The sequence below is a fragment of the Bradyrhizobium sp. STM 3566 genome, from assembly GCF_045571445.1.
Lineage (GTDB): Bacteria > Pseudomonadota > Alphaproteobacteria > Rhizobiales > Xanthobacteraceae > Bradyrhizobium > Bradyrhizobium vignae.
In genome coordinates this window covers 5,184,589-5,210,664 of record NZ_CP120692.1, presented here as the reverse complement: position 1 = coordinate 5,210,664, position 26,076 = coordinate 5,184,589, and the positions used below count along the sequence as shown (strand labels likewise).

The 26,076-nt window shown below is 63.9% G+C and carries 25 protein-coding genes and 1 pseudogene; 13 read left to right on the top strand and 13 right to left on the bottom strand.

Features of this window, described 5'->3' with window-relative positions:
- Positions 1 to 56: 56 nt before the first annotated feature.
- Both P6U27_RS25065 and P6U27_RS25060 read right to left on the bottom strand, forming a co-directional pair.
- Positions 57 to 1,259 (bottom strand): MFS transporter, encoded by a 1,203-nt coding sequence (locus P6U27_RS25065; protein ID WP_122404395.1) that lies wholly within the window; start codon positions 1,257 to 1,259, stop codon positions 57 to 59.
- A gap of 134 nt (positions 1,260 to 1,393) precedes the next feature.
- Positions 1,394 to 1,873, bottom strand: a complete 480-nt coding sequence (locus tag P6U27_RS25060; protein WP_122404394.1) for a cupin domain-containing protein — start codon at positions 1,871 to 1,873, stop codon at positions 1,394 to 1,396.
- A gap of 237 nt (positions 1,874 to 2,110) precedes the next feature.
- Between P6U27_RS25060 and P6U27_RS25055 the strand changes: the two genes are divergently transcribed.
- Both P6U27_RS25055 and P6U27_RS25050 read left to right on the top strand, forming a co-directional pair.
- Complete coding sequence (locus P6U27_RS25055; RefSeq protein WP_122406772.1) at positions 2,111 to 2,395, top strand: hypothetical protein; 285 nt, start codon at positions 2,111 to 2,113, stop codon at positions 2,393 to 2,395.
- Positions 2,396 to 2,478: 83 nt separating this feature from the next.
- The gene (locus tag P6U27_RS25050) at positions 2,479 to 3,195 is read left to right on the top strand and encodes a peroxiredoxin-like family protein (RefSeq protein WP_122404393.1); all 717 of its coding nucleotides are present in this window, start codon (positions 2,479 to 2,481) and stop codon (positions 3,193 to 3,195) included.
- A 77-nt stretch (positions 3,196 to 3,272) separates the two neighbouring features.
- Here P6U27_RS25050 and P6U27_RS25045 read toward each other — a convergent pair whose 3' ends face one another.
- Positions 3,273 to 4,160, bottom strand: coding sequence for a LysR family transcriptional regulator (locus P6U27_RS25045; protein ID WP_162500384.1), 888 nt, complete (start codon positions 4,158 to 4,160; stop codon positions 3,273 to 3,275).
- Between the two features lie 178 nt (positions 4,161 to 4,338).
- Here P6U27_RS25045 and P6U27_RS25040 point away from each other — a divergent pair, with 178 nt between their 5' ends.
- From P6U27_RS25040 to P6U27_RS25030, 3 genes are all read left to right on the top strand, one after another.
- Positions 4,339 to 5,163: a 3-hydroxybutyrate dehydrogenase gene (locus P6U27_RS25040; protein ID WP_122404391.1), complete on the top strand. Its 825-nt coding sequence runs from the start codon at positions 4,339 to 4,341 to the stop codon at positions 5,161 to 5,163.
- Positions 5,164 to 5,248: 85 nt separating this feature from the next.
- On the top strand, positions 5,249 to 6,397 hold the full coding sequence (locus P6U27_RS25035; protein WP_122404390.1) for a patatin-like phospholipase family protein: 1,149 nt from the start codon (positions 5,249 to 5,251) through the stop codon (positions 6,395 to 6,397).
- Between the two features lie 86 nt (positions 6,398 to 6,483).
- Positions 6,484 to 7,428 (top strand): oxygenase MpaB family protein, encoded by a 945-nt coding sequence (locus P6U27_RS25030; RefSeq protein WP_162500383.1) that lies wholly within the window; start codon positions 6,484 to 6,486, stop codon positions 7,426 to 7,428.
- 64 nt (positions 7,429 to 7,492) lie between these two features.
- Here P6U27_RS25030 and glgA read toward each other — a convergent pair whose 3' ends face one another.
- The gene (gene glgA, locus P6U27_RS25025; RefSeq protein WP_122404388.1) at positions 7,493 to 8,908 is read right to left on the bottom strand and encodes a glycogen synthase GlgA; all 1,416 of its coding nucleotides are present in this window, start codon (positions 8,906 to 8,908) and stop codon (positions 7,493 to 7,495) included.
- Positions 8,909 to 9,089: 181 nt separating this feature from the next.
- Between glgA and P6U27_RS25020 the strand changes: the two genes are divergently transcribed.
- The 3 genes from P6U27_RS25020 (at position 9,090) to P6U27_RS25010 (ending at position 12,713) form a co-directional block, all read left to right on the top strand.
- Complete coding sequence (locus P6U27_RS25020) at positions 9,090 to 10,286, top strand: CaiB/BaiF CoA-transferase family protein (protein ID WP_122404387.1); 1,197 nt, start codon at positions 9,090 to 9,092, stop codon at positions 10,284 to 10,286.
- Between the two features lie 147 nt (positions 10,287 to 10,433).
- Positions 10,434 to 11,501: an alcohol dehydrogenase gene (locus P6U27_RS25015; protein WP_122404386.1), complete on the top strand. Its 1,068-nt coding sequence runs from the start codon at positions 10,434 to 10,436 to the stop codon at positions 11,499 to 11,501.
- A 132-nt stretch (positions 11,502 to 11,633) separates the two neighbouring features.
- Positions 11,634 to 12,713 carry an isocitrate/isopropylmalate dehydrogenase family protein gene (locus P6U27_RS25010; RefSeq protein WP_122404385.1) on the top strand — a complete coding sequence of 360 codons (1,080 nt, stop codon included), beginning with the start codon at positions 11,634 to 11,636 and terminating at the stop codon, positions 12,711 to 12,713.
- A 57-nt stretch (positions 12,714 to 12,770) separates the two neighbouring features.
- Here P6U27_RS25010 and P6U27_RS25005 read toward each other — a convergent pair whose 3' ends face one another.
- From P6U27_RS25005 to P6U27_RS24990, 4 genes are all read right to left on the bottom strand, one after another.
- On the bottom strand, positions 12,771 to 13,049 hold the full coding sequence (locus tag P6U27_RS25005; protein WP_129145168.1) for a hypothetical protein: 279 nt from the start codon (positions 13,047 to 13,049) through the stop codon (positions 12,771 to 12,773).
- A gap of 104 nt (positions 13,050 to 13,153) precedes the next feature.
- The gene (locus P6U27_RS25000; protein WP_122404383.1) at positions 13,154 to 13,975 is read right to left on the bottom strand and encodes an enoyl-CoA hydratase; all 822 of its coding nucleotides are present in this window, start codon (positions 13,973 to 13,975) and stop codon (positions 13,154 to 13,156) included.
- A 284-nt stretch (positions 13,976 to 14,259) separates the two neighbouring features.
- The gene (locus P6U27_RS24995) at positions 14,260 to 14,631 is read right to left on the bottom strand and encodes a helix-turn-helix domain-containing protein (RefSeq protein ID WP_020608151.1); all 372 of its coding nucleotides are present in this window, start codon (positions 14,629 to 14,631) and stop codon (positions 14,260 to 14,262) included.
- A 29-nt stretch (positions 14,632 to 14,660) separates the two neighbouring features.
- Complete coding sequence (locus P6U27_RS24990; protein WP_122404382.1) at positions 14,661 to 15,710, bottom strand: LysR family transcriptional regulator; 1,050 nt, start codon at positions 15,708 to 15,710, stop codon at positions 14,661 to 14,663.
- 484 nt (positions 15,711 to 16,194) lie between these two features.
- Between P6U27_RS24990 and P6U27_RS24985 the strand changes: the two genes are divergently transcribed.
- Together P6U27_RS24985 and P6U27_RS24980 are read left to right on the top strand one after the other, a co-directional pair.
- Positions 16,195 to 16,461: a hypothetical protein gene (locus P6U27_RS24985; protein WP_122404381.1), complete on the top strand. Its 267-nt coding sequence runs from the start codon at positions 16,195 to 16,197 to the stop codon at positions 16,459 to 16,461.
- 206 nt (positions 16,462 to 16,667) lie between these two features.
- Positions 16,668 to 17,399: a cytochrome c biogenesis CcdA family protein gene (locus tag P6U27_RS24980; protein WP_122404380.1), complete on the top strand. Its 732-nt coding sequence runs from the start codon at positions 16,668 to 16,670 to the stop codon at positions 17,397 to 17,399.
- On the opposite strand, the pseudogene P6U27_RS24975 reads toward P6U27_RS24980, so the two are convergent.
- Positions 17,397 to 17,828: pseudogene (locus P6U27_RS24975) on the bottom strand (sensor histidine kinase); the annotation flags it as partial. The gene P6U27_RS24980 and the pseudogene P6U27_RS24975 sit on opposite strands and share 3 nt — an antisense overlap.
- 306 nt (positions 17,829 to 18,134) lie before the next feature.
- Positions 18,135 to 18,476 (bottom strand): DUF1236 domain-containing protein, encoded by a 342-nt coding sequence (locus tag P6U27_RS24970; protein WP_407192761.1) that lies wholly within the window; start codon positions 18,474 to 18,476, stop codon positions 18,135 to 18,137.
- 137 nt (positions 18,477 to 18,613) lie between these two features.
- On the opposite strand from P6U27_RS24970, the gene P6U27_RS24965 reads away from it, so the two are divergent.
- Positions 18,614 to 18,847, top strand: a complete 234-nt coding sequence (locus tag P6U27_RS24965; RefSeq protein WP_122404378.1) for a hypothetical protein — start codon at positions 18,614 to 18,616, stop codon at positions 18,845 to 18,847.
- Between the two features lie 206 nt (positions 18,848 to 19,053).
- Here the strand turns inward: P6U27_RS24965 and P6U27_RS24960 are convergent, their stop codons facing one another.
- The gene (locus P6U27_RS24960; protein ID WP_129145167.1) at positions 19,054 to 20,328 is read right to left on the bottom strand and encodes a serine hydrolase; all 1,275 of its coding nucleotides are present in this window, start codon (positions 20,326 to 20,328) and stop codon (positions 19,054 to 19,056) included.
- A 165-nt stretch (positions 20,329 to 20,493) separates the two neighbouring features.
- On the opposite strand from P6U27_RS24960, the gene P6U27_RS24955 reads away from it, so the two are divergent.
- Positions 20,494 to 21,411, top strand: a complete 918-nt coding sequence (locus P6U27_RS24955) for an intradiol ring-cleavage dioxygenase (protein WP_129145166.1) — start codon at positions 20,494 to 20,496, stop codon at positions 21,409 to 21,411.
- Positions 21,412 to 21,426: 15 nt separating this feature from the next.
- On the opposite strand, the gene P6U27_RS24950 is transcribed toward P6U27_RS24955, so the two are convergent.
- Positions 21,427 to 23,160, bottom strand: coding sequence for a bifunctional protein-serine/threonine kinase/phosphatase (locus P6U27_RS24950; protein ID WP_164937114.1), 1,734 nt, complete (start codon positions 23,158 to 23,160; stop codon positions 21,427 to 21,429).
- A 60-nt stretch (positions 23,161 to 23,220) separates the two neighbouring features.
- Positions 23,221 to 24,060 (bottom strand): formate/nitrite transporter family protein, encoded by an 840-nt coding sequence (locus P6U27_RS24945; protein ID WP_129145164.1) that lies wholly within the window; start codon positions 24,058 to 24,060, stop codon positions 23,221 to 23,223.
- Between the two features lie 677 nt (positions 24,061 to 24,737).
- On the opposite strand from P6U27_RS24945, the gene P6U27_RS24940 reads away from it, so the two are divergent.
- Entirely contained in the window at positions 24,738 to 26,054 is a 1,317-nt protein-coding gene (locus tag P6U27_RS24940) for an ABC transporter substrate-binding protein (protein WP_407192760.1), read from the top strand.
- The last annotated feature ends 22 nt before the right edge of the window (positions 26,055 to 26,076 follow it).

Sequence of the window (26,076 nt, the reverse complement as noted above, 5' to 3'; positions counted from 1 at the left end):
ATGCGGTTGCGGGGCACGATTGGCATCACGCCGGCCGAGGCGGTACGGCCCAGGCGTTAGCGCTTCAAGGCGAGCGTGAGCAGGGCCGCAGCGGCGAGCGCCGCGCCGATACCGGCCACGCACGCATACCATCCGTACTCATCGAACAGACGCCCCAGCACCGCCGTGCCGACCAGCCCGCCGCAGAAGTAGCAGGCCAGATAGGTGCCGCTGGCAATCCCGCGGTTCTCGGCAGCCGCCTGTCCGACGAAGCCCGTCGCGGCGGCCTGGGCGAAGAATGTGCCGATGCCGACCAGCACCATGCCGGCGAGCACTTCGGCCAGATGCGGCGCCAGCATCAGGGGCAGGCCGAGCCCGGCAGCGGCGAGTGCCGCCCAGATCGTGGGCCGCGTCCCCAGTCGCGCGGCCACCTTGCCAGCTAGAAGCGTCGTGAGGATGGAGGGCAGGAAGACGAAATAGACGAAGCCCAGATCCATCATGCCGAGCGACAGCGGCGGCCGCACCAGCACGAAATTGACGAAGGTGAAGGTGCCGATGAAGGCGAAGAGGATACAGAAGCCGATGCCGAAGGCTGCTCGCAGCTGCGGATTGCGCCAATGCGCGATGGTGGCGGCGAGCGGTGAAGCCGCCGGCATCATCGCGTGCATCGGCTGCACGCGTCCGACGGTGAAATAGACCAGCACCGTGCCGGCCAGATTGAGCGCCGCGAAGAAATAGAAATTCCAGGCGAGGCCGAGGCCGTCCGCGACCGCCGCCGAAATCAGCCGGCCGACGAGGTTGCTGGCGACATTGCCGGTGATGTAGGCGGCAAACGCACTGCCGGCGTCCATGGCGCTGCATTGCTCGCCGAGATAAGCGAGGGTGAGCGCGAAGGCGGACGCCATGCAGAGGCCCTGCGTGACCCGCAGGGCGGTGAAGACGGCAAGATTGGGCGCGGACGCCAACAGGCTGGTGGGGATCGCAAGAACTGCCAGGCTGAGCAGGATACCGGTCCGCCGATCGATATGCGGGCTGAAGAAGCCGATGACGAGACCGGCGACCGCCATGCCGAAGGTGCTGGCGTTGACCGCAAAACCCATCGCTGCGGGAGTGACGCCGTAGTGGCGCGTGAGCGAAGGCAGGATCGCCTGCGTCGCGAAGAGATCGACGACGGTCAGGAATGCGGTGAGGCCGATCACGAGCGAGCGCAGGGCGAGGCCCGGCGAGTGCGCATCCATCCTCGTCGCGGCCGGTTTGATCGGCGCGGAAACATCGGTCATGGCGTGATTGTCCGTTGATCTGTCGTTCCGGGCTGGTGCGCACGGGACCGCAATGCGGCCCGGAGCACCAGACCCGGAATCTCGAGGTTCCGGGTTCGCTTCGCGCCCCGGAACGACGGCACACTTGGCGCTCGTCACATGTGATGGTCGTTCGGATCCTTGCGGACATCGCCGACATAGAGAATGACCGTTTCCTTGCCGAGGTTCTTCCACCAATGCGAGGTGCCGTAGACCTCGGGACGGATGTCGCCGGCCTTGTGCACGATCGGATCGACGCAGTTGGAGGCGTATTCGACGATCTCGCCCTGCTGCACGAAGATCAGGGCGGGGCGGTCGTCATGGCTGTGCCAGGGCACGATGCCGCCGGGCTCGATGGTCAGCTTGCGGAAGCGCAGCTCGCGACCATCGATATGGGCGGGCTGCTTGCCGAGGTCGATCGCCCCGAGCGTGACGTCGGTGACGCCGACCGGCTTATAGTCGACCATCTGCTGTGCGTTCGGCTTGATCTTGCCAGCCGGACATTCGCCGGCGAAAACTGGTGTGGCAAATGTCAGCGCCCCGAGAACGGCAACGCCTGTCCAAACCACGCGCGACACGATGTGATGCCTAGACATGGGAACTCTCCTGTGTTGGCCGCAACCGTGGTGGTCGCCGGCTATGGCAGGAGCTTCGTCGAGACCGCGTCGATGTTGAAATGCCGGCTCGCTTTCGATGCGATAGCCCGGCGCTATGTTGATGCGCCGCGGCTATCGAACCGATTGGGCATCGGCATTTCCGCTTCCGGGGGATCTGGCGTCCGATGACAGGGCGCCCGATTGGCGGGCGTTCACGTCAATCCGGAGGAGCATCTCATGACGAAAGTGTCCAAAACCCTGATCTTTACCGCGGCCTTCGCGGTGATCGCCACGTCGGCGTTCTCGGAAGCGGCCTGGGATTTGAAGGCCGGCATGGCCTATGTCTATGGCGGGCCCGGCAAGATGTCGGCGATGGCCATGGCTCCCGCCGAGAAGAACCACGAGGCCATGATGAAGAACGCGAGGAAGGTGCCTGCCAACACCGTGTTCTTCATGGACAACGGCACGCTGTACTCCACTTCCGGGCGGTTGGATCCGACCGGCAATTTCTACGTGAATTGAACCGGTCCGGGCATCGGGGCCGCCCCTTGCGGGCGGCCGAACCGGGAAACTAGTATTCGCCCCAGGAATGCCGGAGCAGAAGGATGACGTCTCTATCCCCAGCCGACGCCGAACGGCTCAGGCTCGCCTTCCAGCGCTGCCGCGACATGGACGGCACGCTGAACGAACAACTCCGCGCCTACGCCGATGCCAGCCGCAAGGTCTTCCCTGCCTATGGCGAGGCGGTCGATCGCCTCGTGGCGCGATTGGACGGGAACGGCGGTGGCGAGACCGCGCCGCGGCCGGGCGATCCGATGCCGCCGTTCATGTTGCCCGACGAGGGCGGGCGGCTCGTGACGCTGCCCGCGCTGCTGCAGCGTGGCCCCGTCGCAGTGATGTTCTTCCGCGGACACTGGTGTCCCTACTGCCGGCTCAATGTCCGCGCCGTGGTCCAGGCGCAGGACCGCATCAAGGCAATGGGTGCGCAGGTCGTCGCGATCATGCCGGAGACGCAGGAATATACTGGACAGCTCAAGGCCGAATCCGGCGCGCCGTTTCCGATCCTGACCGATCTCGACAACGGCTATGCGCTGTCGCTCAACCTCGCGATCTGGCTCGGCGCCGAGATCCAGGAGCTGCTGTCCCATCAGGACATGGCGAAATTCCACGGCAATGACGGCTGGATGCTGCCGATCCCGGCCGTGTTCGTGGTCGGGCGCGACCGACTGGTGAAGGCTCGCTTCGTCGATCCGGATTTTCGCAAACGAATGGAGATCGACGATCTAGTCGAGGCGCTGGAGAGCGCGAGCCGGGAGAACTGAGCCGCGCAGAGTGTTCCACCCTCTCCCCTTGTGGACCACAAAGGGAGAAGGAAGAAGCGCGGCGATCACTCACAGTATCACCCCGCGATCTCCCGCCAGTCCGCGCCGCGCAGCATCCGCATCACCGCATTGGCGACCGCCGTCCGCTGTCGGCCGGCGACGCCGTAGAGGCTGACGGTGCGGCGTGCGTCGAGCCCGGTGACTGCGGCACGTTTCAGGCTCTCCGGCACCGGCGAGGTGTGGGGCATCATGGCGATGCCGATGTCGGCCTCGACCAGTTCGATCAGGTCGCGCTCGCTCGAAATCTCGTGGCCGTGATCGACGTCGATGCCGTGCTCGCGCAGGCTGGCGGAGATGCGTCTGGAATGCTCGCAATAGCTCCGGCCGAGCAATTGCTCAGCGCGCAGATCGTCCGGCTCGATCACGTCGTGCTCGGCGAGACGGTGGGCGCGGCTGACGACGAGATCGAAGCCTTCCGTGAACAGTGGCCACACGTCGAGCCGCTCCCAGGCCTCGTCGATCTCGGCGGCGATGCCGAGCTCGGCTTCCCCCTTCTTGAGGAATTCACCGACCTCGCGGCCGGTCCCGCGCAGGAAGCGGAATTCGAGCCGGTTGAACTGCCGTTTGATCTCGCTGAGATGCGGAATGAGCAGCGCGAGGTCGATCGAATGCGTCAGTGCAATACGGAGCGCACCGATCTCTCCGCTCTTGAACGAGGAGGCGAGCGAGCGCGCGCCTACGGCGGCGTCATAGCATTGCTTCAGAAGCGGATGCATGCGCTGACCGAGCTCGGTCAATTGCGCCGCCGGCCGTTCGCGGCGGAATAGGTCACCGCCGAGCTCGGCCTCGAGCTGCTTGATCGCGCGCGTCAGCGACGGCTGCGTCACGTTGCAATCTTCGGCGGCGCGCGTGAAATTCAACAGCTGCGCCACCGCGAGGAAATAGCGGACCTGATGCATTTCCATGGATCGGCTCCCGGCAAAATCGACCGGAAATCTAGCCGATAGGAACCGGGAATGACACCCCGCAAGCGATAGCGCGGACGTATCGACTCGGAAGCTAACCGGCATTTCCGCAAACCCGGGTGATCCCGCACATTTCGAGCCAGCCGCGGCGCGGCGTTGCGCAGAAGAGGTCTGGATCATGAATATCCCTATCAAGACGCAGACGTCCGCTTCGTCCCGCGTGCTGGCCGGCAAGGTGGCTCTCGTCACCGGGTCGACCAGCGGCATCGGCCTCGGCATTGCGCGGGCTCTGGCCGCTTCCGGCGCCGACATCGTGCTCAACGGTCTTGGTGTCGCCGGCGAGATCGGCCGGACACGCGAGCAGATCGCCACCGAGTTCGGCGTGAAGGCAAGCTACTCGCCCGCGGATATGACGAGGTCGACATCGATCGCCGAGATGATCGCTGCGACGCTGGCCCAATCCGGCCGGCTGGACATCCTGGTCAACAACGCCGGCATCCAGCATGTCGCGCCGCTCGACCAGTTTCCGGTCGAGAAGTGGGACCAGATCCTCGCGATCAACCTGTCCTCGGCCTTCCACACCACACGGCTCGTGCTGCCGGCGATGCGGCTGAACGGCTTTGGCAGGATCATCAACATTGCCTCGGCGCACGGCTTGATCGGTTCGCCGTTCAAGGCGGCCTATGTCGCCGCCAAGCACGGCATCATCGGTCTCACGAAGGTGACGGCGCTGGAGACCGCGGAAGAGGGCATCACCTGCAACGCGGTCTGCCCCGGCTATGTCTATACCCCGCTGGTCGAGGCCCAGATCGACGGTCAGGCGAAGGCGCACGGTATCTCGCGCGATCAGGTAGTCCGAGATGTTCTGCTGGCACAGCAACCCAACAAGCGCTTTGCCACCGTCGAGGAGCTCGGCGCGCTCGCGGTGTTCCTGTCGACGGACGCGGCCGCATCGATCACCGGCGCGGCGCTGCCGGTCGACGGCGGCTGGACCGCGCATTGAGATGGAACGGGTTCGTTCCGGCCGGCGTAACAAGCTGCCGCCGACAGCGAATATTCGATCGGTGCAAGCTCAAAAGGAGCGAGACATGGATGGCATGCAGGACAACGCGCGAGGCAACAGCAAAGACCTGCCCGGCCAGGTCGTGCTCGTGCTTCAGGGCGGCGGTGCGCTCGGCTCCTACCAGGCCGGGGTCTACCAGGCGCTGCACGAGGCCGGCATCGAGCCGGACTGGATCATCGGCACTTCGATCGGCGCCATCAATGCAAGCTTGATCGCCGGCAACGAGCCTCGCCAGCGGCTCGCGCGCCTGAAGGAATTCTGGAAGCGGATGGAGCAAAATCCAGTGTGGAATCTGCGCGCCGCGTTTCCGGGCTTCAACGAAAAACTGGCCTATTGGTCGACCGTCACCAATGGCATTCCCGGCTTCTTTCGCCCAAATCCGCTGGCGCATGCCGGCGATTCATTTCCGCTGGGCACCGATCACGCCGGCTTCTATTCGACCGCTCCGCTCGAGAAGACGCTGCGCGAACTCGTCGATTTCAGCCTGATAAACCGCTGCTCGCCGCGGCTGACGGTCGGCGCGGCGCATGTCCGCAGCAGCCGGATGCGCTATTTCGACAGCCGCGACGGCGAGCTGACGGTGAAGCACGTCATGGCCTCGGGCGCGTTGCCGCCGGCGTTTCCGGCGGTGCGCATCGACGGCGAGCTCTATTGGGATGGCGGCATCCTGTCCAACACGCCGACCGAGGCCGTGTTTGACGACAACCCGCGCAAGGATTCGCTGATCTTCGCCGTTCATCTGTGGAATCCGGTCGGTGCCGAACCGACGACGATGGCGGAGGTGTTCAACCGCCACAAGGACGTGCAATATTCCAGCCGGATCGCGAGCCAGATCGCCCGCCAGCAGCAGGCCCATCGCCTACGCCACGTCATCAATCAGCTCGCCGCGCGGCTGCCCGAGAGCGAGCGTGGCGATCCCGCCGTGCGCGAGCTGACGAGCTATGGTTGTCCGACCCGCATGCATGTGGTGCGCCTGCTGGCGCCGCAGCTCGACCGCGAGACCCATACCAAGGACATCGATTTCAGCCCCTCAGGCATCGCCCAGCGCTGGGATGCCGGCTATGCCCACACGAGATCCGTGCTCGCGCGAAGACCGTGGATCGGTGAGTTCGATCCGCTCGCCGGCGTGGTGCTGCACGAGCATATGGACGAGATGCCGATGGCGGCGGAATGAGGGCTTCGTCGTCGTCTTGTGTGATGACGATTTCGCGAACGCGTGGTCTGGGCTAGTGTTGCCGCGTCTTCGTCGCGAGGCTGCAATTGGTCACTGAGAAGGATCTCGAGGCAACTCTTGATAACGTCCGCGCTCACGCGGCAGGGCCGGTTGCCGGTGTGTTCGGTCCGTCCTCGGTCACTTGGCAGATCGACCGCGAGGCCGTGATCTTTCTCGGCGCCGGCCGCGCGCTGCTGTTGCAACTGGCGCATCCCTGGGTCGCGGCCGCCATTGCCGAGCATTCGAAGACCTTTGCCGATCCGATCGGTCGTTTTCATCGCACCTTCGGCATCGTGTTCCCCATGGTGTTCGGCTCGCTCGACCAGGCGCTGCTGTCGTCCCGGCAGCTGCATCGGCGTCACAGCATGATTGTCGGCGAGATGCCCGAGACCGTCGGCCCGTTCCCGGCCGGCTCGCGCTACTGCGCCAACGACATCCCCTCGCTGCGGTGGGTCCATGCGACGCTGGTCGAGACCGCGCTGATGGTGCACGATCTGGTGCTGCCGCCACTCTCGGCGGAGGAGCGCGATCGCTATTGGAGCGAGGCCAGGCTGTACGGCGCCCTGTTCGGATTGACCGGGGATGATTTGCCGGCGGACTGGTCCGGCTTCGCCGCCTACACCACGGCAATGGCGCAGTCGGAGACGCTGACCGTCAGCCCTGCGGCGCGCGAGATCGCCGCACAGATCTTCAGCGGCGCCCGTCCGTGGTTGCGACCGCCGCGCTGGTATCGCGCGCTCGCGGCGAGGATGCTGCCGGAGCGACTGCGCGCCGGGTTCGGACTTGCGCTTGACGAGCGCGACATCAGAGCTGCCGACAACGCGCTCACCTGGATCAGGCGTGTCTATCCGAAACTGCCCGACCGGTTGCGCTACGTCGGTCCCTACCAGGAAGCACAAGCACGGCTGCGGGGTGAGCCGCAGCCTGATTGGATGACACGGTGTCTCAATCGGGCTTGGATCGGGCGGCCGCAAATGGACGCGCGCCGCTAAGAATTGTTCCCGGCGTGCCCCGGACTTGCACAGCAATGACGGCGCCTGTGGAAATGCCTCAGCTTCACACCGATGCCAGCTTCCGGTAGAGCGCGCTGTAACAACCCGCCGAGATGCTCCAGGAGAACGATCGTCCCATGGCGCTGCGGCGCATGGAGTCGAGCTGGTCGTGCGCCACGAAGGCCGAGAAGGCCCGGCGGACGCCGCCGAGGAAAGATTCGCGCGAGGGTTTTGAGAACAGGAATCCGGTCTCGCCGTCGGTGATGGTCTCGGCGAGGCCGCCGGTCTGGTGACCGATCGGCAATGAGCCGAAGCGCTGGGCGTACATCTGGCTGAGACCGCAGGGCTCGAACCGCGACGGCATCAAGGTGAAGTCGCTGCCGGCGAAGATGCGCCGCGCCTGCGCGTCGTTGAAGCCGATCGCGACCCCGATGGCGTCGGGGCGGCGGCGATGCGCGTCTATCAAGGCCTGCTCGAGCGCCGGCTCGCCGGAGCCGGTGACCACGATCTGCCCGCCGGCATCGACGATTTCGTCGGCGGCCGACAGCACGAGGTCGATGCCCTTCTGGTGCACGAGCCGCGCGACGATGCCGAACATCGGGCCGCGCGAGACCGCGAGCCCGAACTGTTTGCGCACGTAATCCGCATTGGCCTTCTTGCCGACCCAGTCGCCGGCCCCGAACTGCTGGGCGAGTTGCGCACAGGAGCGCGGGTCCCAGCTTTCGTCGATGCCGTTGAGGATGCCGGTGAGCTCGGCGGCGTCGGAGCGCAGCTGCAACAGGCCCTCCAGGCCGCAGCCGAATTCGGCCGTGGTGATCTCCCGCGCATAGGTGGCGCTGACCGTGGTGAGGTGCGAGGCGTAGACCAGTCCCGCCTTGAGGAAGGAGACCTGGTCGTAGAACTCGACGCCGTCGATGTGGAAGGAGCTCTCCGGTGCGCCGATCCGCCGCAGCGCCTCCTTCGGGAAGAGACCCTGATAGGCGAGATTGTGAATGGTCAGGATCGACGGCAGCTTGGCGCCGCCCCAGGCAAGGTACGCCGGCACGAGCGAGGCCTGCCAGTCATTGGCATGGATCAGGTCTGCTGCCCAATTCTTGTCCAGCTTGCCCATGGCGAGCTCAGCCGCCGCCGAGGCAAAGCGCGCGAAACGGATGTCGTTGTCGGGCCAATCGTGTCCGGACTCGTCGCCATAGGGATTGCCGGGCCGGTCGTAGAGCTGAGAGCACAACAGCACATAGACCGGCAGGCCGTCCTTGGTCGCGGCCCGGCCGAGCGAGCAGGCCGGCATCTCAGCGAATGCGGGACAGCGACCAACGATCTGAATATGCGTGAGTTGCTCGATGATGTCGCGATAGCCGGGCAGCATGATCCGGATATCGGCAAAGGAGCGAAGGGCGCGCGGAAGGGCGGCAGAAACGGCGCCCAGTCCGCCGACGCGGACGAAGTCGTCCATCTCCGTGGTGATGAACAAGACCCTCAAGAACAGCTGCCCTCTTCCGATCCCGTTCGCTGCTATGCAAGAACGGGTCCAGTTGCCCCGGAATTCTTAAAGCCCGCTTACGCGACGCGTCTGTTCGGTAAAGACTTTCCTACTCAGCCGCCGCCGTCTAGGGTCGCGGCATCAACAACGAAGAACATTGAGGGTTCCAAAGGGCGTCGGGATGCAGCTACCAGACAAGCATGAGGGGACGACGACAAAGGCTTTCGCGGGCCTGCGGGTCCTGGATTTTTCGACCACGATCGCCGGTCCCCACTGCGCGCGCATGCTAGCCGACATGGGCGCCGAGGTCATCAAGATCGAGACCGACGGCGGGGAGACGATGCGGACCCGGCCACCGCTGCGCAAGGGGTGCAGCACCACGTTTGGCCAGCTCAATGTCGGCAAGAAGAGCGTGGTGCTCGACCTCAAGTCCGAGGACGGCAAGGAGGCGGTGCGCCGGTTGGCTGCGACCGCCGATATCCTGGTCGAGAACTTCCGCCCGGGTGTGATGCACCGGCTGCGGCTCGATTACGACAGGCTGCGTCAGGTCAACCCGAGGCTGATCTACTGCTCGATCTCGGGCTATGGCCAGACTGGCCCTTCGGCCGAGTTGCCGGCCTATGCGCCGGTGATCCATGCGGCTTCCGGCTACGACATGGCACATCTCGCGTACCAACCGGGCCGCAGCCGGCCCGACTATTGCGGCATCTACCACGCCGACGTCGTCACCGGCACCTACGGTTTCGGTGCCATTGCGTCAGCCCTCTATCAGCGCACCGTGACCGGGCTTGGCCAGCACATCGACGTCTCCATGCTGGAATCGATGCTGACCTTGACCCTGACGGAGTTGCAGAGCTCGCAATTCGCGGTGAAGCCGCCGCCGCGCCCGATGTTCGGCCCGACCGAGACGGCAAACGGCTATGTCATGATCACGGTCGCCAGCGAGAAGACGTTCCGGGCTCTGATGGGAGTGATCGGCCGCTCCGAATGGATCTCCGATCCACGCTTTGCCACCTATGCTCCGCGCCGCGAGAACTGGGCGGCGCTGATGGATGGCGTCGAGGTCTGGTCGCGGCAGCTTTCGACCGATGCATGCCTGCTCGCGCTTGGCGCTGCCGGCGTCCCGGCCTCGGCCTATCGCACCGTGTCAGAGGCGTTGGCCGATCCGCAGCTTGCGCATCGGCAGGCGCTTTCCGAAGTGCGGGACGAGGGCGGCTCGTTCCAGGTGCTCAATCTGCCGTTCCGGATGTCGGGGGCCGACACGACGCCGGCCAAGACGGTGGCCGTGCTCGGCGCGCACACGGATGCATTGCGCGAAGAGGTTGGGCTCTCCAGCGACGCGTCCATTCCGACAGGCAAAACGGCCGCGACAGGCTGAACGGCTTCGTGCCGCAAGCAATGCGGCGTTGCGTGCCGTCGGGTTGCCATCCTCGATCGCCGTAAACTAGACAGGAGCGAGTTTGTCTCGCTCCGCCGGCCATGGCATGGTGGGCGTGACAACAAGAAATATGCCGGGAGGATGCCAATGAAGAGTTTCAAGGTCGCCGATTTCAAGGCGCCGCTGCAGGAGGTCGACGAGGCCACGCCGCAGCCGTCGGGCACGCAGGTGTTGATCAAGGTGAAGGCGGCCGGCGTCTGCCACAGCGATCTCCACATCTGGGAAGGCGGTTACGATCTCGGCCATGGCCGCAAGCCGCTGTCGCTGAAGGACCGCGGCATCAACCTGCCGCTGACGATGGGTCATGAAACGGTCGGCGAAGTCCTGGCCTTCGGTCCCGACGTGAAGCCCACCGACCAGGGCGATCTCAGGGTTGGCGATATCGGCCTGGTCTATCCCTGGATCGGCTGCGGCAAGTGCGCGACCTGCCTTGGCGGTGACGAGAACATGTGTCTGACACCGCGCTCGCTCGGCGTCTATTGTGACGGCGGCTATGCCGACCACATGCTGGTGCCGCATCCGCGTTATCTGCTCAATCTGAAAGGCCTCGATCCCGCGACGACCGCGCCCTATGCCTGCTCGGGCGTCACCACCTACAGCGCGCTGAAGAAGGTCGAGCAGCATTTCGACACGCCGATCGTGATGTTCGGCGCCGGCGGCCTCGGCCTGATGGCGCTGTCGCTGCTGAAGGCGATGGGCGGCAAGGGCGCGATCATGGTCGACATCGACGCGAAGAAGCGCGAAGCCGCTGAGAAAGCAGGCGCGCTGGCGACCGTCGATCCCAAGGCGCCGGATGCGCTGGAGCAGCTTGCCAAGAAGGCGGGCGGCCCGATCCGCGCCGTGATCGACCTGGTCGGCAACTCCGCCACGACGCAGCTCGGCTTTGATTGCCTCACCAAGGGCGGCAAGCTCGTCATCGTCGGCCTGTTCGGCGGCGGTGCGACCTGGGCACTGCCGCTGATCCCGATCAAGGCGATCACGATCCAGGGCAGCTATGTCGGCAATTTGCGCGAGACGCAGGAATTGCTCGATCTCGTGCGAACGAAGAAGGTGCCGCCGATCCCGGTGACGCGGCAGCCGCTCGCCAAGGCCAATGACGCGCTGTTGCAGTTGCAGCAGGGCGCGGTGGTCGGACGCACCGTGCTGACGCCGTAACAGCGATTCTCTCCGCCGTCATTGCGAGCGCAGCGAAGCAATCCAGAAATCCCTGCGCGGAAACAGTCTGGATGCTTCGTCGCAAGAGCTCCTCGCAATGACGATGCCACCTTCGTTCAAGCAGGAACCCCCATGTCCGCAAACATCGCCTTCCACGTTGCCGTGCTCGCCGGCGACGGCATCGGTCCTGAAGTCATGGCGCCGGCGCTCGAGGTGCTGCGCAAGGTCGGCGATAAATCCGGCCTTGGCTTCCGTTTCACCGAAGCGCCCGCCGGCGCCAACAATTACCTCGCCACCGGCAAGTCGATGCCTGATACGACGATCAAGCTGTGCGAGGAGGCGGATGCGATCCTGCTCGGCGCCTGCGGTCTGCCGTCGGTGCGCTACCCCGACAACACCGAGATTGCACCGCAGATCGAGCTGCGCTTCATCTTCGATCTCTATGCCGGCGTCCGTCCGGCGCGGCTCATTCCGGGCGTGCCGAGCCCGATCGTCGGCGCTGATGCGCGCGGTATCGATCTCGTCGTGATCCGCGAATCCACCGAGGGCCTGTTCGCCTCGATGGGCAAGGGCGTCGTCACCCATGAGGACGCGCGCGAGACCATGGTGATCACGCGCAAGACATCCGAGCGCCTGTTCGAGTTCTCGTTCCGCCTCGCCGAGCGGCGCAAGGCGCGCGGCAAGCCGGGGATGCTCACCTGCGTCGACAAGGCGAACGTATTCAAGGCCTTTGCGTTCTTCCGCGGCATTTTCGACGAGATCGAGAAGAAGCATCCAAGCGTGAAGACCGAGCGGCTCTATGTCGATGCCTGTTCGGCGATGCTGGTGAAGCGTCCCTGGGATTTCGACGTGATGGTGATGGAGAACATGTTTGGTGACATCGTCTCCGACATCACCGCGAGCCTGATCGGCGGCCTCGGCATGGCGCCATCGGCCGACATCGGCGACAAGTATGCAGTGTTCCAGCCGTGCCACGGCACCGCGCCCGATATCATGCTGCAGGGCAAGGCCAATCCGACCGGCATGATTTTGTCGGCGGCGATGATGCTGGATTGGCTCGCCGACAAGTACGGTGTGGAAAGTGCGGCTGAGGCGGGTCAGACCATCGAGCGGGCGGTGGACCAGGCCTATGCCGGCGGCATCAAGCCAATGGAGTTCGGCGGCAGCAACGGCACGGCCGACATCACGAAAGCGGTGCTCGCGGCGCTTTGAGAAGCAATCGAAGAGTTCATCTCACAAGAAAAAAGGGGCCCTCGGGCCCCTTTGCCGTTACCAGCGGCGCCAGTAATGATGACGCCAGCCCCACGGACGTGGGCCGTAGAAGCGCGGGCCGCCGTAATAGCCGTAGGCGCGATAATAGTTCGGGCGCCACCAGCAGCGCCCCCAGGGGTTACACACCCAGCGCACCTGATCGACGTTGGCGGCGGGACCGCCTGCAATCTTGTCCGCCTGCGGGATGCCGTTCGGCATTGCCGCAAGGGCCGGTCCCGACGCGAGCGCCACACCACCTATGGCGGCCAGACCAAGAACAGCAAACTTGAGTTTCATCGCATTCTCCCTCGTTGGTGGCGGGAGAACTTTCGCCAGATCAACTGGTTGCTGCCGCATTGATCTGCACGAGGAATTTAATCTTCGTGAACGTCGGTTCAGCTTCAGCAGCCCCGGAACTGCGGCTTGCGCTTCTCCATGAAGGCCTGCCGGCCCTCCCGGAAATCGGCGCTATCCATGCAGGCGGTACCGATGGCCTTGATCGCGTTCATGTCGCGCGCGCTTTCGTCCTTCAGTACTTGTGCGATGGTGATCTTGGCGGCCTTGATCGCGAGCGGGGCGTTTTCGGAGATGGTCTGCGCGATCGCCATCGTCTCTCCCCAGAGTTGATCGACCGGAAACAGGCGCTCGACGAGGCCGATGCGCAGTGCTTCGGCCGCATCGATGCGCATGCCCGTGTACATCAGGAGCCGAGCCCAGGACGGACCGACCAGCGACACCAGATGTCGCAAGCCGTCATAGCCGTAGGCAATCCCGAGCTTCGCTGCGGGAATGCCGAACTGGCTGCCATGCGCGGCGATGCGGATGTCGGCGAGCATCGCGACCTGCATGCCTCCGCCGAGACAGAAGCCCTCGATGCAGGCGATGGTCGGCTTGGGGTAGTCGGCGAGCAGCGCACGCTGGGCGGCGCTGCGCTTGGCGTACTCCTCGGACGCCGCCGCATTGTGCCTCACCTTCTCGAACTGGCTGATGTCGGCGCCCGAGACGAACGCCTTGCCGCCGGCGCCGCGCAGGATCACCACGCGTACCGTGTCATCGTCGCGCAAGGCCGTCAGCGCCTCGCCAAATCCCTCCCACATCTCCAGCGACATCGCATTGCGCTTGTCGGGATTGTTGAAGCTGATCACGCCGACGCCACCCGCCGTGTGCTTGAGGATCTTGCCATCGGCGTAAGGTGTTCCGGTCGTGCTGAAAATGTCGGACATCGCGCGCTCGCTCGTCGTAGGCGATGCGCAATGTGCGGCGCAGGCGCCGCCGTGGTCAACCGGGGCAGGGTAGGAGAGGCCGCATCCGCCTGTGCTGGGATTGCATGGCGCGCGCGAAGCGCGGCGGCAAATTACCAAGAAGAAGGGGCGGCGAGGCCGCCCCGAGGCAAAACCGCGCGCAAGCGCAGGCGCAGACATAGCTCCTCCGATCTCGTTCAATCCGGCCGCGCCCCCGCGACGCGACGGATTGAACATCGGCCCTAAAGGCCAGGCGTCGATCGGCCTCAGCTCTCGTTCGCCGCGATCGATTCCATCAGCGAGACGAGCTGACGCTGCACCGTCTGGTCCTTGATCTTGCTGTAGGCGCGCAGCAGGCGGAGGCTGAAGGCCGAGTCGAGGAAGAGCAGGCTCTCGACTTCGCGGGCCTTGTTGTCGCCGTCGTAGAAGAAGGTCACGGGCACGTCGAGGGCGGAGGCGATCTGCTGAAGCCGAGCCGCGCCGACCCGATTGACGCCCTTCTCGTATTTCTGAACCTGCTGGAAGCTGACGCCGAGCTTCTCGCCGAGCTCGGCCTGCGAGATCTTCATCTCGACGCGCCGCAGACGGATCCGCTTGCCGAGCTCGATGTCCGGCTTGCCGGCGCTGCGCTGTTTCATTCTTTTCGCCGCTGCTTTCATCTCTGTTTTCACCTTTGTTCTTCGGTTGAAAATCCCCCGAAGAGCTGGGTCAGGGGTTCGCCCATATACGAGTCCTTGAATTCATGCGGATGCACGAACTCTTCCTTAAACCACGGGAAGCGAGCCGGATTGAAAGCCTCGATCAGCCAGTCGATCATGTGCCGCACGCGCGGGATACGGCCGCTACCAGGATGGTAGGACAGCCAGATGTCCAGCGGTCGGTTCAGCTCGACCTCCAGTGGAATCAACTTCCCGCCAAGCGCAATGGCGTAGCTCGGGAATACGCCGATGCCGGCGCCATTCGCGACCGCCCAGTAGTTGGCGCTTGAGACGTTGGTCTTCATGACCAGGAGGTCACGTTCCGAAACGCCCGGGAAGAAGCTCTCGAAAGATTCCTTGGCGGCGAGCTGGTCGGCGAATTGCAGCACCAGGCGATGCTTGATCAATTCCGCCGCCGAGCGCGGCGCGCCATGCTTTGCGATGTATTTCTCGGAGGCCCAGAACATCAGATGCATGCGGCCGAGCCGCACCAGCTTGATGTCGAGCGCCGAGGGACGCGACAGATGGATGGCGACGTCGGCCTCGTGGCGCGAGACGTCGGCCGAGCGCATCGCGCAATGCAGGTCCACCAGGATCTTCGGATAGGCCTGCTGGAATTCGACGAGCCGCGGGGCCAGCCAGAATGTGCCGAGCCCCTCGGTGACGGCAACGCGGACCTCGCCGGACAAGGCGTTGGCCATCGAATCGCTGGCGCGCAGCACGTCGAAGGTGGCGGCCTCCATGCGCTCGACGGCGGAGACCACCAGCGCGCCCTCATCGGTCAGATGCGTGCCGTGAACGTCGCGGGTGAACAGTGTGGTACCAGTCTGGCGCTCGAAATCGTCGATCCGTCGGCGCACGGCATTGATCGAAAGCGACAAGCGCTCGGCAGCCGAGCGAAAACTTCCGCATCGAACGACTTCCAAAAATATGCGGGCGGCATCCCAATCCGAGAGGCCGCTGAGATTTGTCTTTGGGCGTTCCGCCGACGGAACGCCCCTTTCCGCCAAGGAGTGCATACAAGTCCCTTCGGAAAGCTAAACTGGCAGAATCTGGCGCAAACCACAACCACGACGGGTTGGGGAATGACGAGTTTTGAACGTCATCCTTACTGCAGTACGGGTGGTATTTGGATGCTGCCACGGGCTGAGAATTGGGCAGACGGTCGGCCTGACTGAGGGGTTTTGGCGTGAGTTCCGTTGCGAGCCTTGGAGTGGCTGCGGGATTGCCGGCGCTGTCCGCAACGGAAATTCTTGCGCGAAAGCCGATGCCGTCTCCCTCGATGGATCGATCACACCGCGTTCGGCGTTTGCTCCCGGACCGCTCCGGTGACCTTCAACGGCGCTGCATGGCGATGGCGGCCGGTACCGCAGTTCCAGGGCAGAAGCACACAGAAATCAGGTTCGGAGGCGCAGTAGCCTCGTGCTATCTTTGGTCTTCAATGGGGGCCGAAGGGGGCGTGACAAATACGTCTCGCAGGCCGAATTAACGGAAAGAACGCCGGTGTCGCATTCAGACGAACAGTTGCAGTCGGTGCTGGAAACGCTTGAGGAGTGCCGCAGGGCTCTCAACGCGTGCAACAGCCGTGAGTCGGCCGAGATGCTGTCCATTGTCATCCTCGACGTGCGGATGAAACTGAAAGGAATTGACAGTGCCGATCTCAAGGCACTGTGCGACGAGATGCTGCGGAGCGCTGCGAGTGAGCCGCCGCCCCCTTCCAAGCAGACGCAGGACCAGCCCCGGCGTCCGCTGCTCCGCGTGGTGAAGTAGCCGCGCCGCCGAATCTCGCTTTTTGGCGAGGTTTGTGCGCGTCCCGATGCCGCATCTGTGATCACGGAGGGCATCGGGAGGAGCCTTGGTTCTGTGCGCCTCTGTTGCGCAATCTCCGGCATAGGCTACACCAGAGCCGGTTCGGCTCCGGGCCGGGCGCATCCCTTGCGCGCCGTACCGGCACCTGAGATGGCTCCGACTGCATCATGCAAAATGTTTCGATCCCGGCGGCGCTGATTGCCGGCCTCGTCAGCTTCCTCTCGCCTTGCGTCCTGCCTCTGGTTCCGCCCTATCTGATCTACCTCACGGGCGCCACGATCGAGCATGTCGAGAGCGACCAGCCGGCCGCTGCCTCCAAGCGCGCGATCATGATGTCGGCGCTCCTGTTCGTGCTCGGCTTTTCCACGGTGTTCGTGGCGCTCGGCGCCAGCGCCTCGCTGATCGGCGGGCTGATCCGTACCTGGTCGGCGGAGCTGTCGGTCCTCGCCGGCATCGTCATCATCATCATGGGCCTGCACTTCCTGGGCCTGACGCGCATCGGCCTTTTGATGCGCGAGGGACGGCTGCCGATCCCCAAGCCCGTCGGCCTCTGGGGCGCCTATGTCATGGGCCTCGCTTTCGCCTTCGGCTGGACGCCTTGCATCGGTCCGATCCTCGCCGCGATCCTCTCGATCGCCGCGGCGGAAGCCACGGTGACGAAGGGCGCCGGCCTGCTCGCGGTCTACTCCGCGGGCCTCGGCATTCCCTTTCTGATCGCCGCGCTGATGATCGAAAAGTTCTCCGCGCTGTTCGCGCGCATGAAGGGGCACCTCGTCAACGTCGAGCGCGCCATGGGCGTCTTGATGGTGATCACCGGCATCGGCTTTCTCACCGGCGCTGTCTCCAATGTGAGCATCTGGCTGCTGGAGACGTTTCCGGCGCTGCAGACGATCGGGTAGGTCGGAATATTGCGGCGCCTTGCTTGCAAACACCCGCTCGACGATCTCCCGATTGTTGCGCAGTGGAAGATTCGCCGTTTCCGTCGTGACGGTCGAAAACAGCTGGCGGCCGGATCTGTCGGCCAGCAGAAGAACGCTGTCTCCGCCGTATTGGCTGATGAACCCGACTGCGAGGCGGCGGAAGCCGTCGAAATCACCGACTTGCAGGGATTCGCTGAGGGCGAGCACCTGCAAGCCGCCGGTTATCCGCTGCACTTCGGAATCGAGCGCGATGCGCATGCTGCGCACCGTCTCCAGCACCCGGCGCGTCGCCTCGCTGCGATCCTGGCGATAGTTGGAATAGGCAAGGCCGACGGCAAAGACGATCAGCGGCAACATCGTTCCCGCGACGAGGAGAGCGAGCCGGACCGGCAGGGTGAGCTTCGACAAACGCAGACGTCCCGGTGCGAGCGCGGCGGCGCCGGATCATGGCTTTGGCAGACCATACGGTCGCCAGCTACGCTGCGCCACGATTTTCGCGACTCGGCGAACAGTCCCGAACAGTCCGGAGACGGGATTTTCGCAGCGCTGTCGGCGACTCTTGCGCCTCAGCTCATGCCGGCCGCGGTCAGTAGCAGACACACGGCATAGATGGCCGCCAGGCTAAGTCCGGCGATCCGCGCCTCGCGATGCGATGTCATGCGCTCAACTCCGCGAGGACGGCCGCCGTCGCGACGGCCGTCCGTTTCGTCCTGATCAATCGATTTCCTGCACGACAGTGCGTGAGCCGGGATCCACCAGCATCACGCGATCCCCGGAATAGACGTAGCGATACTTCGTCAGCGACGGGCCCCAGTCCGCCGGAACGGCCTCGAGCTCGACGTCGCTCGGCACCGTCGCGCCGACAACGATCTTTTCCTTCGTCGTCACCGGACGGATGCGGTGCTCGGTGAGGTAGGATTTGATCTTGGTTCGGTATTGCGGCTCGATCTGAACTACCGCCGCGTGACCGGTTCCGGTGGTCGTCACGGTGGATTGCGCGAATGCGCCGGTCGAAATCAGGACCGCCGTCGCGGACAGCAGGAACAGCTTTTTCATCTTGTCCTCCTCACGGGAATAAGCGCGGCAACAACACCCTCGCCATGCGCGGTGTTCCCCCGGCGTAGGAACAAATTGCTATTTTTTCCCGTTACTGAATCGACCGGGCCGAAGCCCGGGAATCTGAGGAGGAGAGAATGACGCTGAGAATAGCGAGTGCAGCGCTGATCGTTGCTGCATTGTCCTTGCCGGCGTTCGCGGCCGACGAGTTCTACGTGGTCCAGGACGTCAAGACCAAGAAGTGCACTGTCGTCGATAAGAAGCCGACAGACGCCTCGATGACCGTCGTCAGCCCTTCGGGCACGGTCTACAAGACACGCACCGAGGCTGAAAGCAGCATGAAGACCGTCAAGGTCTGCACGTCCAATTAGGGAGAGCTGTGATGCCGGTATTTATTCTCTGGGCCGTGCCCGCGATCATCGTGATCGGCGGCGGCATCTATCTGATTGGTCATATGCACTAGCTCCGTTTTCGAAGCCGAGCGGGCGTGTGCGTGCAGTGCACAGGCCCGCAAGTTTTCCGCCTTGCTCAAATGAGCGCGATCCCGCAGCCGGTGGCCGCGGGATCGCGCGATCGGTTACAGATTGCTCTCGGTGATTGCGGCGTAGACCATACTGCGCAGCTCGCGCCGGATCGGGTAGGCGCTCGACGGCAGCACCTGCGTCATGAAGATGGTGATCAGCTCCTCGGCCGGGTCGATCCAGAACGAGGTCGTGGCCGCGCCGCCCCAATTGTATTCGCCGGGGCTGCCGGCGATCAGCGTCTCGGCCGGGCGCATGGTCACGGCGAAGCCGAGGCCGAAGCCGATGCCGTTGTAGGTGGCTTCGGAGAACAGCGAGCGCGACACCTCGGGCAGCGCCCCGCCGCCCGGAATATGGTTGGTCGTCATCAGCGCCAGCGTCTTCGGCCCGATCAGCCTGACGCCGCCGAGCTCGCCGCCATTGAGCAGCGCGCGGCAGAAGGTGAGATAGTCGGCGACCGTCGAACACAGGCCGCCGCCGCCGGAGATGAAGGAGGGCGGTGACAGGAACGAGCTCGTGGTCGGATCGTCCTGGAGCGTCAGGCCCTCGCGGCGCTGGCCCGCGTGGAAGGTCATGCCCCCGCCTGGGTCCGCCGAGTAGCAGGCTGCGAAGCGATGAACCTTCGAGGCCGGCACGTGGAAGTCGGTGTCGATCATGCCGAGCGGATCGAGGATGCGTGATTTAAGGAACTGCTCGAACGGCACGCCCGAGATCTTGCCGACGAGGTAGCCGATCACGTCGGTCGCAACCGAGTAATTCCAGGCCTCGCCCGGCGAGAACTCCAGCGGGATCTTTGCGAGGCCCTCGATCATGGTCTGCAGCGTGCCTGATTTCTCGACCTCGCCGATCTTTTCAGCGCGATAAGCGGCATCGACATTGGAGCGCTGCTGGAAGCCGTAGGTCAGCCCGGACGTGTGGCGCAGCAGGTCGACGATCAGCATGGGCCGCGACGGCGGCCGCGTCAGGAAGGCCGGGTACGTGCCGGCGACGAACACGCCGAGATCCTTCCATTCCGGAATGTATTTGGCGACCGGCTCGTCGATCGCGACGAGGCCTTCCTCCACCAGCATCATGAAGGCGACGCTGGTGAGCGGCTTGGTCATGGAATAGATGCGGTAGATGGTGTCGTCCTTCACCGGCACCTTGCGCTCGACATCGGCAAAGCCCTGCACCGAACTATGAACCACTTTGCCTCGACGATAGACCAAAAGCTGGGTTCCGGGGAAACGGCCGGCATCGATGTAACGGTTCTTCAGGTGCGCATCGATGCGGTCGAGCGCAGCTTGGGACATGCCGACGGATTCGGGGGAGGCTGGAGTGGGGGCTAGCATGGGAACGTTCCTCGGACGGTTCTTGTCGTAAGCCTGATAGCCGAAATCGCCCCCCTCTTCCAAGCCGGTTGCGCTTAACTCCAGCTGGCCTGCTGGTGTAGCCTCTGGCTGAACGCCCCAAGGAAACCGAGAATCCGAAAGCAGAAAAACGGGAAGCACAGCATCATGACCCAGTTCAACGAGAGCGAGCTCACCGAAGCCGTGATCCGGAGCTTCGACGACACGCCGAACCCACGCGCGAAATTCCTGCTCCAGGAGCTGATCAAGTCGCTGCACGATTACGTGAGCAAGACCGGTCTCACCTTCGCGGAATGGGAATATGCCATCGATTTCCTGACCAGGACGGGGCAGAAATGCACCGACACCCGCCAGGAATTCATCCTGCTGTCCGACGTGCTCGGCGTCTCCATGCTGGTCGACGCGGTCAATCATCGCGACCGCGAGGGCGCGACAGAGACCACCGTGCTTGGCCCGTTCTATGTCGGCGAGCACAAGGTGACCGCGCACGGCACCGACATTTCGCCGAACAATCAGACGGGCGAGCGGATGTTCGTGCAGAGCCGCGTCACCGACCTCAAGGGCAATCCGCTTGCCGGCGTTCCCGTCGATGTCTGGCATGCCGATGATGACGGCTTCTATGATTCTCAGAAGCCGAACTATGACGAGGTCGGCGCCTCGGCACGGGCGCGCTTCATCACCGATGATGATGGACGCTTCTTCTTCCGCACCATCCTGCCGTGCAGTTACCCGATCCCGACCGACGGTCCGGTTGGCGAGATGATCGTGCAGACCAATCGCCACCCGATGCGCCCGGCGCATGTGCACTTCCTGGTGAATGCGAAGGGCTATGAGCCGCTGATCACCCACGTCTTCATCGGTGGCGACAAATATCTGGATTCCGACGTGGTGTTCGGGGTCAAGGACGATCTCATCGCCAAGGTCGAGCCGCGCAACGATCCCGAGATGCCCGACGGCACCAAGACGAGCGGGCGATGGCACCTGATGAGCTACGAATTCCACCTCAAGCCGGGTGGCGGCATGGCGCCGAAGCCACTGGGCGTGAAGGCGGCAGAGCCGGCGTGATCCGGTTTTGTTCGGCTATCGCAGTCGGAGCGCTGCGAGCAGCACGATGACGGCGCAAGCCAGGATCGCCGTGGTCAGCTTCCAGAACAGCAGCGGATTGCGCTCCAGAAGTGGCGTGGTCCGCGTGGCGAGATAGGCCGGATTGGGATTTCGGAGCTCGAAGACGAACTCGGAGAGATCTTCGTGGCGCTTGTAGGGATCGGGATGCAGCGCCTTCCTGAGTGCGCCATCGATCCAGCCCGGGATGCCCCGCTCGGCATCGACCGCAGGGCGGTATCTCAATTTCCACGCGTCCGATTGTCCCCGGATCTTGGCGATCTGGGCGCCGTAGGGCAGATGTCCGGTGAGCATCTGGTAACAGATGGCGGCCAGCGAGAACATGTCGGATCGGGGCGATCCGCCTTCGCCGAGGAAATACTCCGGTGCCGTATATTGAACGGTGCCGAGAATTTCCGTGTCGGCCGATCTCGGCGCCGCTTCGGCAACCCCTGCGACCCTGACCGATCCGAAGTCGATGATCTTCGCGGTGCCGGTCTTGTCGATCAGGACGTTGTCCGGCCTGAGATCCTGATGCAGCATCTCCATGCGATGGAAGGCGCGAAGCCCGGTGGCGATCTGCTCGACGATCCTGCGCACCGTCTCCAGATCGGGGCGCGGGTTGTCGAGCATCCACTGCCGCAGCGTCTGCCCCTCGACGAACTCGGTCGCGACGTAGAGATAATTCCGCCGCGTCGATTTCGACCGCGGTTTGAGCACGTACGGACTGTCGATCCGCCGCGCGATCCATTCCTCCATGAGGAAACGTTTCAGATAGGCCTGGTTGTCGCGCAGGTCGATCGACGGAATCTTGAGCGCGACCGTTTCCTCGGTCTCCGCATCGACCGCGAGATAGATGTGGCTGCGGCTGCTGCCGTGGATCTCCCGGATGATCCGGTAGCCATCGAACACAGCCCGGGGCTCCAACAGAGGCGGTAGGGGCAGCGTCGAGGTCCGATCGAAGACCCCCGTTTCCTCTGGCACCGCATCGATCCGTAGGATCTGGACAGTGATGTTGTCGTCGCTGCCGCGCCGGTAAGCTTCCTCGACGATGGCTTTTGCAGCACGATCGAGGTCGCCGGCAAGTTCGGCGATGACGCCGGTCACGAAGCGCTGATCGACGAATTCGTAGGCGCCGTCGGTCGCCAGCAGGAAGGTGTCGCCGGCCTGGATCTCGAGGGTCTGGTAGTCGATCTCGAGCTGCGGATTGATGCCGAGCGCACGGCCGAGATAGGTCTGCTCCGACGACACGATGATGCGGTGATCGTCGGTCAGCTGCTCGAGCGCCCTGCCGGCGACGCGGTAGATGCGGCAGTCGCCGACGTGGAAGATGTGCGCGGTGGCCGCCTTGATGACCATGGCGCTGAGCGTGCAGACATAGCCCTTGTCGCGGTCATAGGCATATTGGCTCTTGCGCGTCTGCGCATGCAGCCAGGAATTGGTCGCCTCCAGCACACGCCGGGCGGAGGTCTTCACCGTCCAGGATTCCGACGTGCAGTAATAGTCCATCAGGAAGCTCTTGACCGCCGACTCGCTGGCGATCTGGCTCACGCTGCTGCTGGAGATGCCGTCGGCGAGGACCGCCGCGATGCCCTTCAGGCTGAGCAGCGGCTCCTCCGGAATCAGGACGCCGTGAAAATCCTGATTGAGGGGCTTGCGACCCTTGTCGGAATGTTGGCCGACCGAAATCAGGAGTCCGCGGGGCATCGTCATCACCGGCAAAGGGGAGCCTCACCCTGATCGGGCGAGGCTCCCCTGTCGAGACGTCTTCGATCAGGCCGCAACGCGGGGCTTCGCAGCCTTGTCGGCCTGGCGCTTCGGCAGGGTCAGGACGTGGGTGGCGTAGAGGGTCATGCCGGTGAAGGCGAGGCCGCCGACGAGGTTGCCGAGCACGGTCGGGATCTCGTTCCAGATCAGATAGTCCATGATCGAGAACTTGGCGTGCAGCATAAGGCCCGACGGGAACAGGAACATGTTCACCACGGAATGCTCGAACACCATGTAGAAGAACACCAGGATCGGCATCCACATCGCGATGACCTTGCCGGAGACCGAGGTCGAGATCATGGCGCCGACGACGCCGGTGGAGACCATCCAGTTGCAGAGCATGCCGCGCATGAACAGCGTCGCCATGCCGGCTGCACCATGCGCGGCATAGCCCAGCGTTCGGCCTTCGCCGATATTGCCGATGGCGGTGCCGATCTTGTCGGGCGCCTGTGTGAAGCCGAAGGTCGTGACGAAGGCCATCATGAAGGCCACGGTGAAGGCGCCGGCGAAGTTGCCGACGAAGACGAGGCCCCAATTGCGCAGCACGCCACCGAGCGTGACGCCAGGGCGCTTGTCGATCAAGGCGAGCGGAGAGAGCACGAACACGCCGGTCAGGAGGTCGAAGCCCAGCAGATAGAGCATGACGAAGCCGACCGGAAACAGCAGCGCGCCGACCAGCGGCTGGCCCGTGTTCACGTTGATGGTCACGGCGAACCAGGCGGCGAGCGCGAGGATGGCGCCGGCCATATAGGCCCGGATGACGGTATCCCGGGTGGACATGAAGATCTTGGACTCGCCTGCATCCACCATCTTGGTGACGAATTCCGAAGGCGCGAGATACGACATCAATGGTTCCTTTGCTTCGTAAGTGAGATCGACACGCCCCTGGCGAGAGCGCGGCTGAACGTCATCGGCCGTGCGGGCTGGCCTGCCGCGCACGAGGATTATGGAATGTCTGGAAGCCTTGGGAATCGCGTCACGAGGACTGAGCCGGGAGGGCCGCGAAGCAGTTGAGCTTCCGGGATGCAGCCGCCAGAGGCTGCAACGATGCGGCAAGCCGCAGTCTTCGTTGACGCCAATGAAGAAGCAAGTTGCGTGCCGCCGAGACGCGCAGGAAAAATAAAGTCATATCAAAGTGATGCGTCTCTCGCCGACTTCGGTCGGAGGCGCTCGGCAGCCTCCTGCTTAAGCGGCTGCACAAGCTTTGTGCGTCGCACAAGGATTGAGCAGTGCGCAAATTTCGCAAGCGGGACCAGCCTGCGACAGTCTGGCACCGTGCATCTAAGTTACTAAATTTCTTGATATTTTGGCAGCGCTGAGCTTGGCACGAAGCTTGAATAGTTCCAGGCCGACGCCATTGAAGCCGTCCCGCGAGACTTCTCATCCGATTTTGCTGACGCCACCCGAACGGGGGACTCCCCCGTCATGCGTTCGCATGCGCCTTTTTCTGGCGTCACGGACGGACGGGCTGCTCGTGCGCACTGACGCAATCATTCGCAACGACGCAAAGGACGACACCACCGATGACCAAGCGCATTCGCCGGCCCTCCGAGACTGGCCTCAGCCGCCGTCAATTGTTGAAAGCCGCCGGCTCTACCGCTGCCCTTCTCGCCGCCGCCAAGTTCAATTTCCCCGCCGGCGCCTTCGCGCAGGATGCGGGCCCGGAGGTCAAGGGCGCCAAGCTCGGCTTCATTGCGCTGTCCGATGCCGGCCCGCTGTTTGTCGCCAAGGACAAGGGTCTCTTCGCCAAATACGGTATGCCTGATGTCGACGTGCAGAAGCAGGCCTCCTGGGGCACCACGCGCGACAACCTCGTGCTCGGCTCCGAGGGCAACGGCATCGACGGCGCGCATATCCTCACACCGATGCCGTATCTGATCTCGGCCGGCAAGGTGACGCAGAACAACCAGCCGACGCCGATGTACATCCTGGCGCGGCTCAATCTCGACGCCCAATGCATCTCGGTCGCCAAGGAATATGCCGATCTCAAGCTCGGCACCGATGCTGCGCCGTTCAAAGCGGCGCTGGAAAAGAAGAAGGCCTCCGGCAAGGCCGTAAAGGGCGCGATGACCTTCCCCGGCGGCACGCACGACCTCTGGATCCGGTATTGGCTCGCCGCCGGCGGTATCGACCCCGACAAGGACATCGAGACCATTGTGGTGCCGCCGCCGCAGATGGTGGCCAACATGAAGGTCGGTACCATGGACTGCTTCTGCGTTGGCGAGCCGTGGAATCTCCAGCTCGTCCACCAGGACATCGGCTACACCGCGGTCAATACCGGCGAGATCTGGAACAAGCATCCGGAGAAATCGTTCGGCATGCGCGCCGCCTTCGTCGACAAATATCCGAAGGCGACCAAGGCGATCCTGATGGCGGTACTGGAGGCCCAGCAATGGGCTGACAAGGCCGAGAACAAGCAGGAGCTCGCCACCATCATGGCCAAGCGGCAGTGGATCAACTGCCCGGTCGAAGACGTCTACGACCGTACCGCCGGCAAGTTCGACTACGGCAACGGCAAGGTGGTCGAGAACTCTCCGCACATCATGAAGTACTGGCGCGATCATGCCTCCTATCCATTCCAGAGCCACGATCTCTGGTTCCTCACCGAGGACATCCGCTGGGGCAAGTACGAGGCGAACTTCGACACCAAGGCGCTGATCGCCAAGGTCAACCGCGAGGACATGTGGCGCGATGCGGCCAAGACTCTCGGCGTCGCCGCTGCCGACATTCCCACCTCCACCTCGCGCGGCAAGGAGACCTTCTTCGACGGCAAGGTGTTCGATCCCGAAAATCCGGCTGCCTATCTGAAGTCGCTCGCGATCAAGCGCGTCGAAGTCTGATGGAGCCAGCGGCCGCCCATTG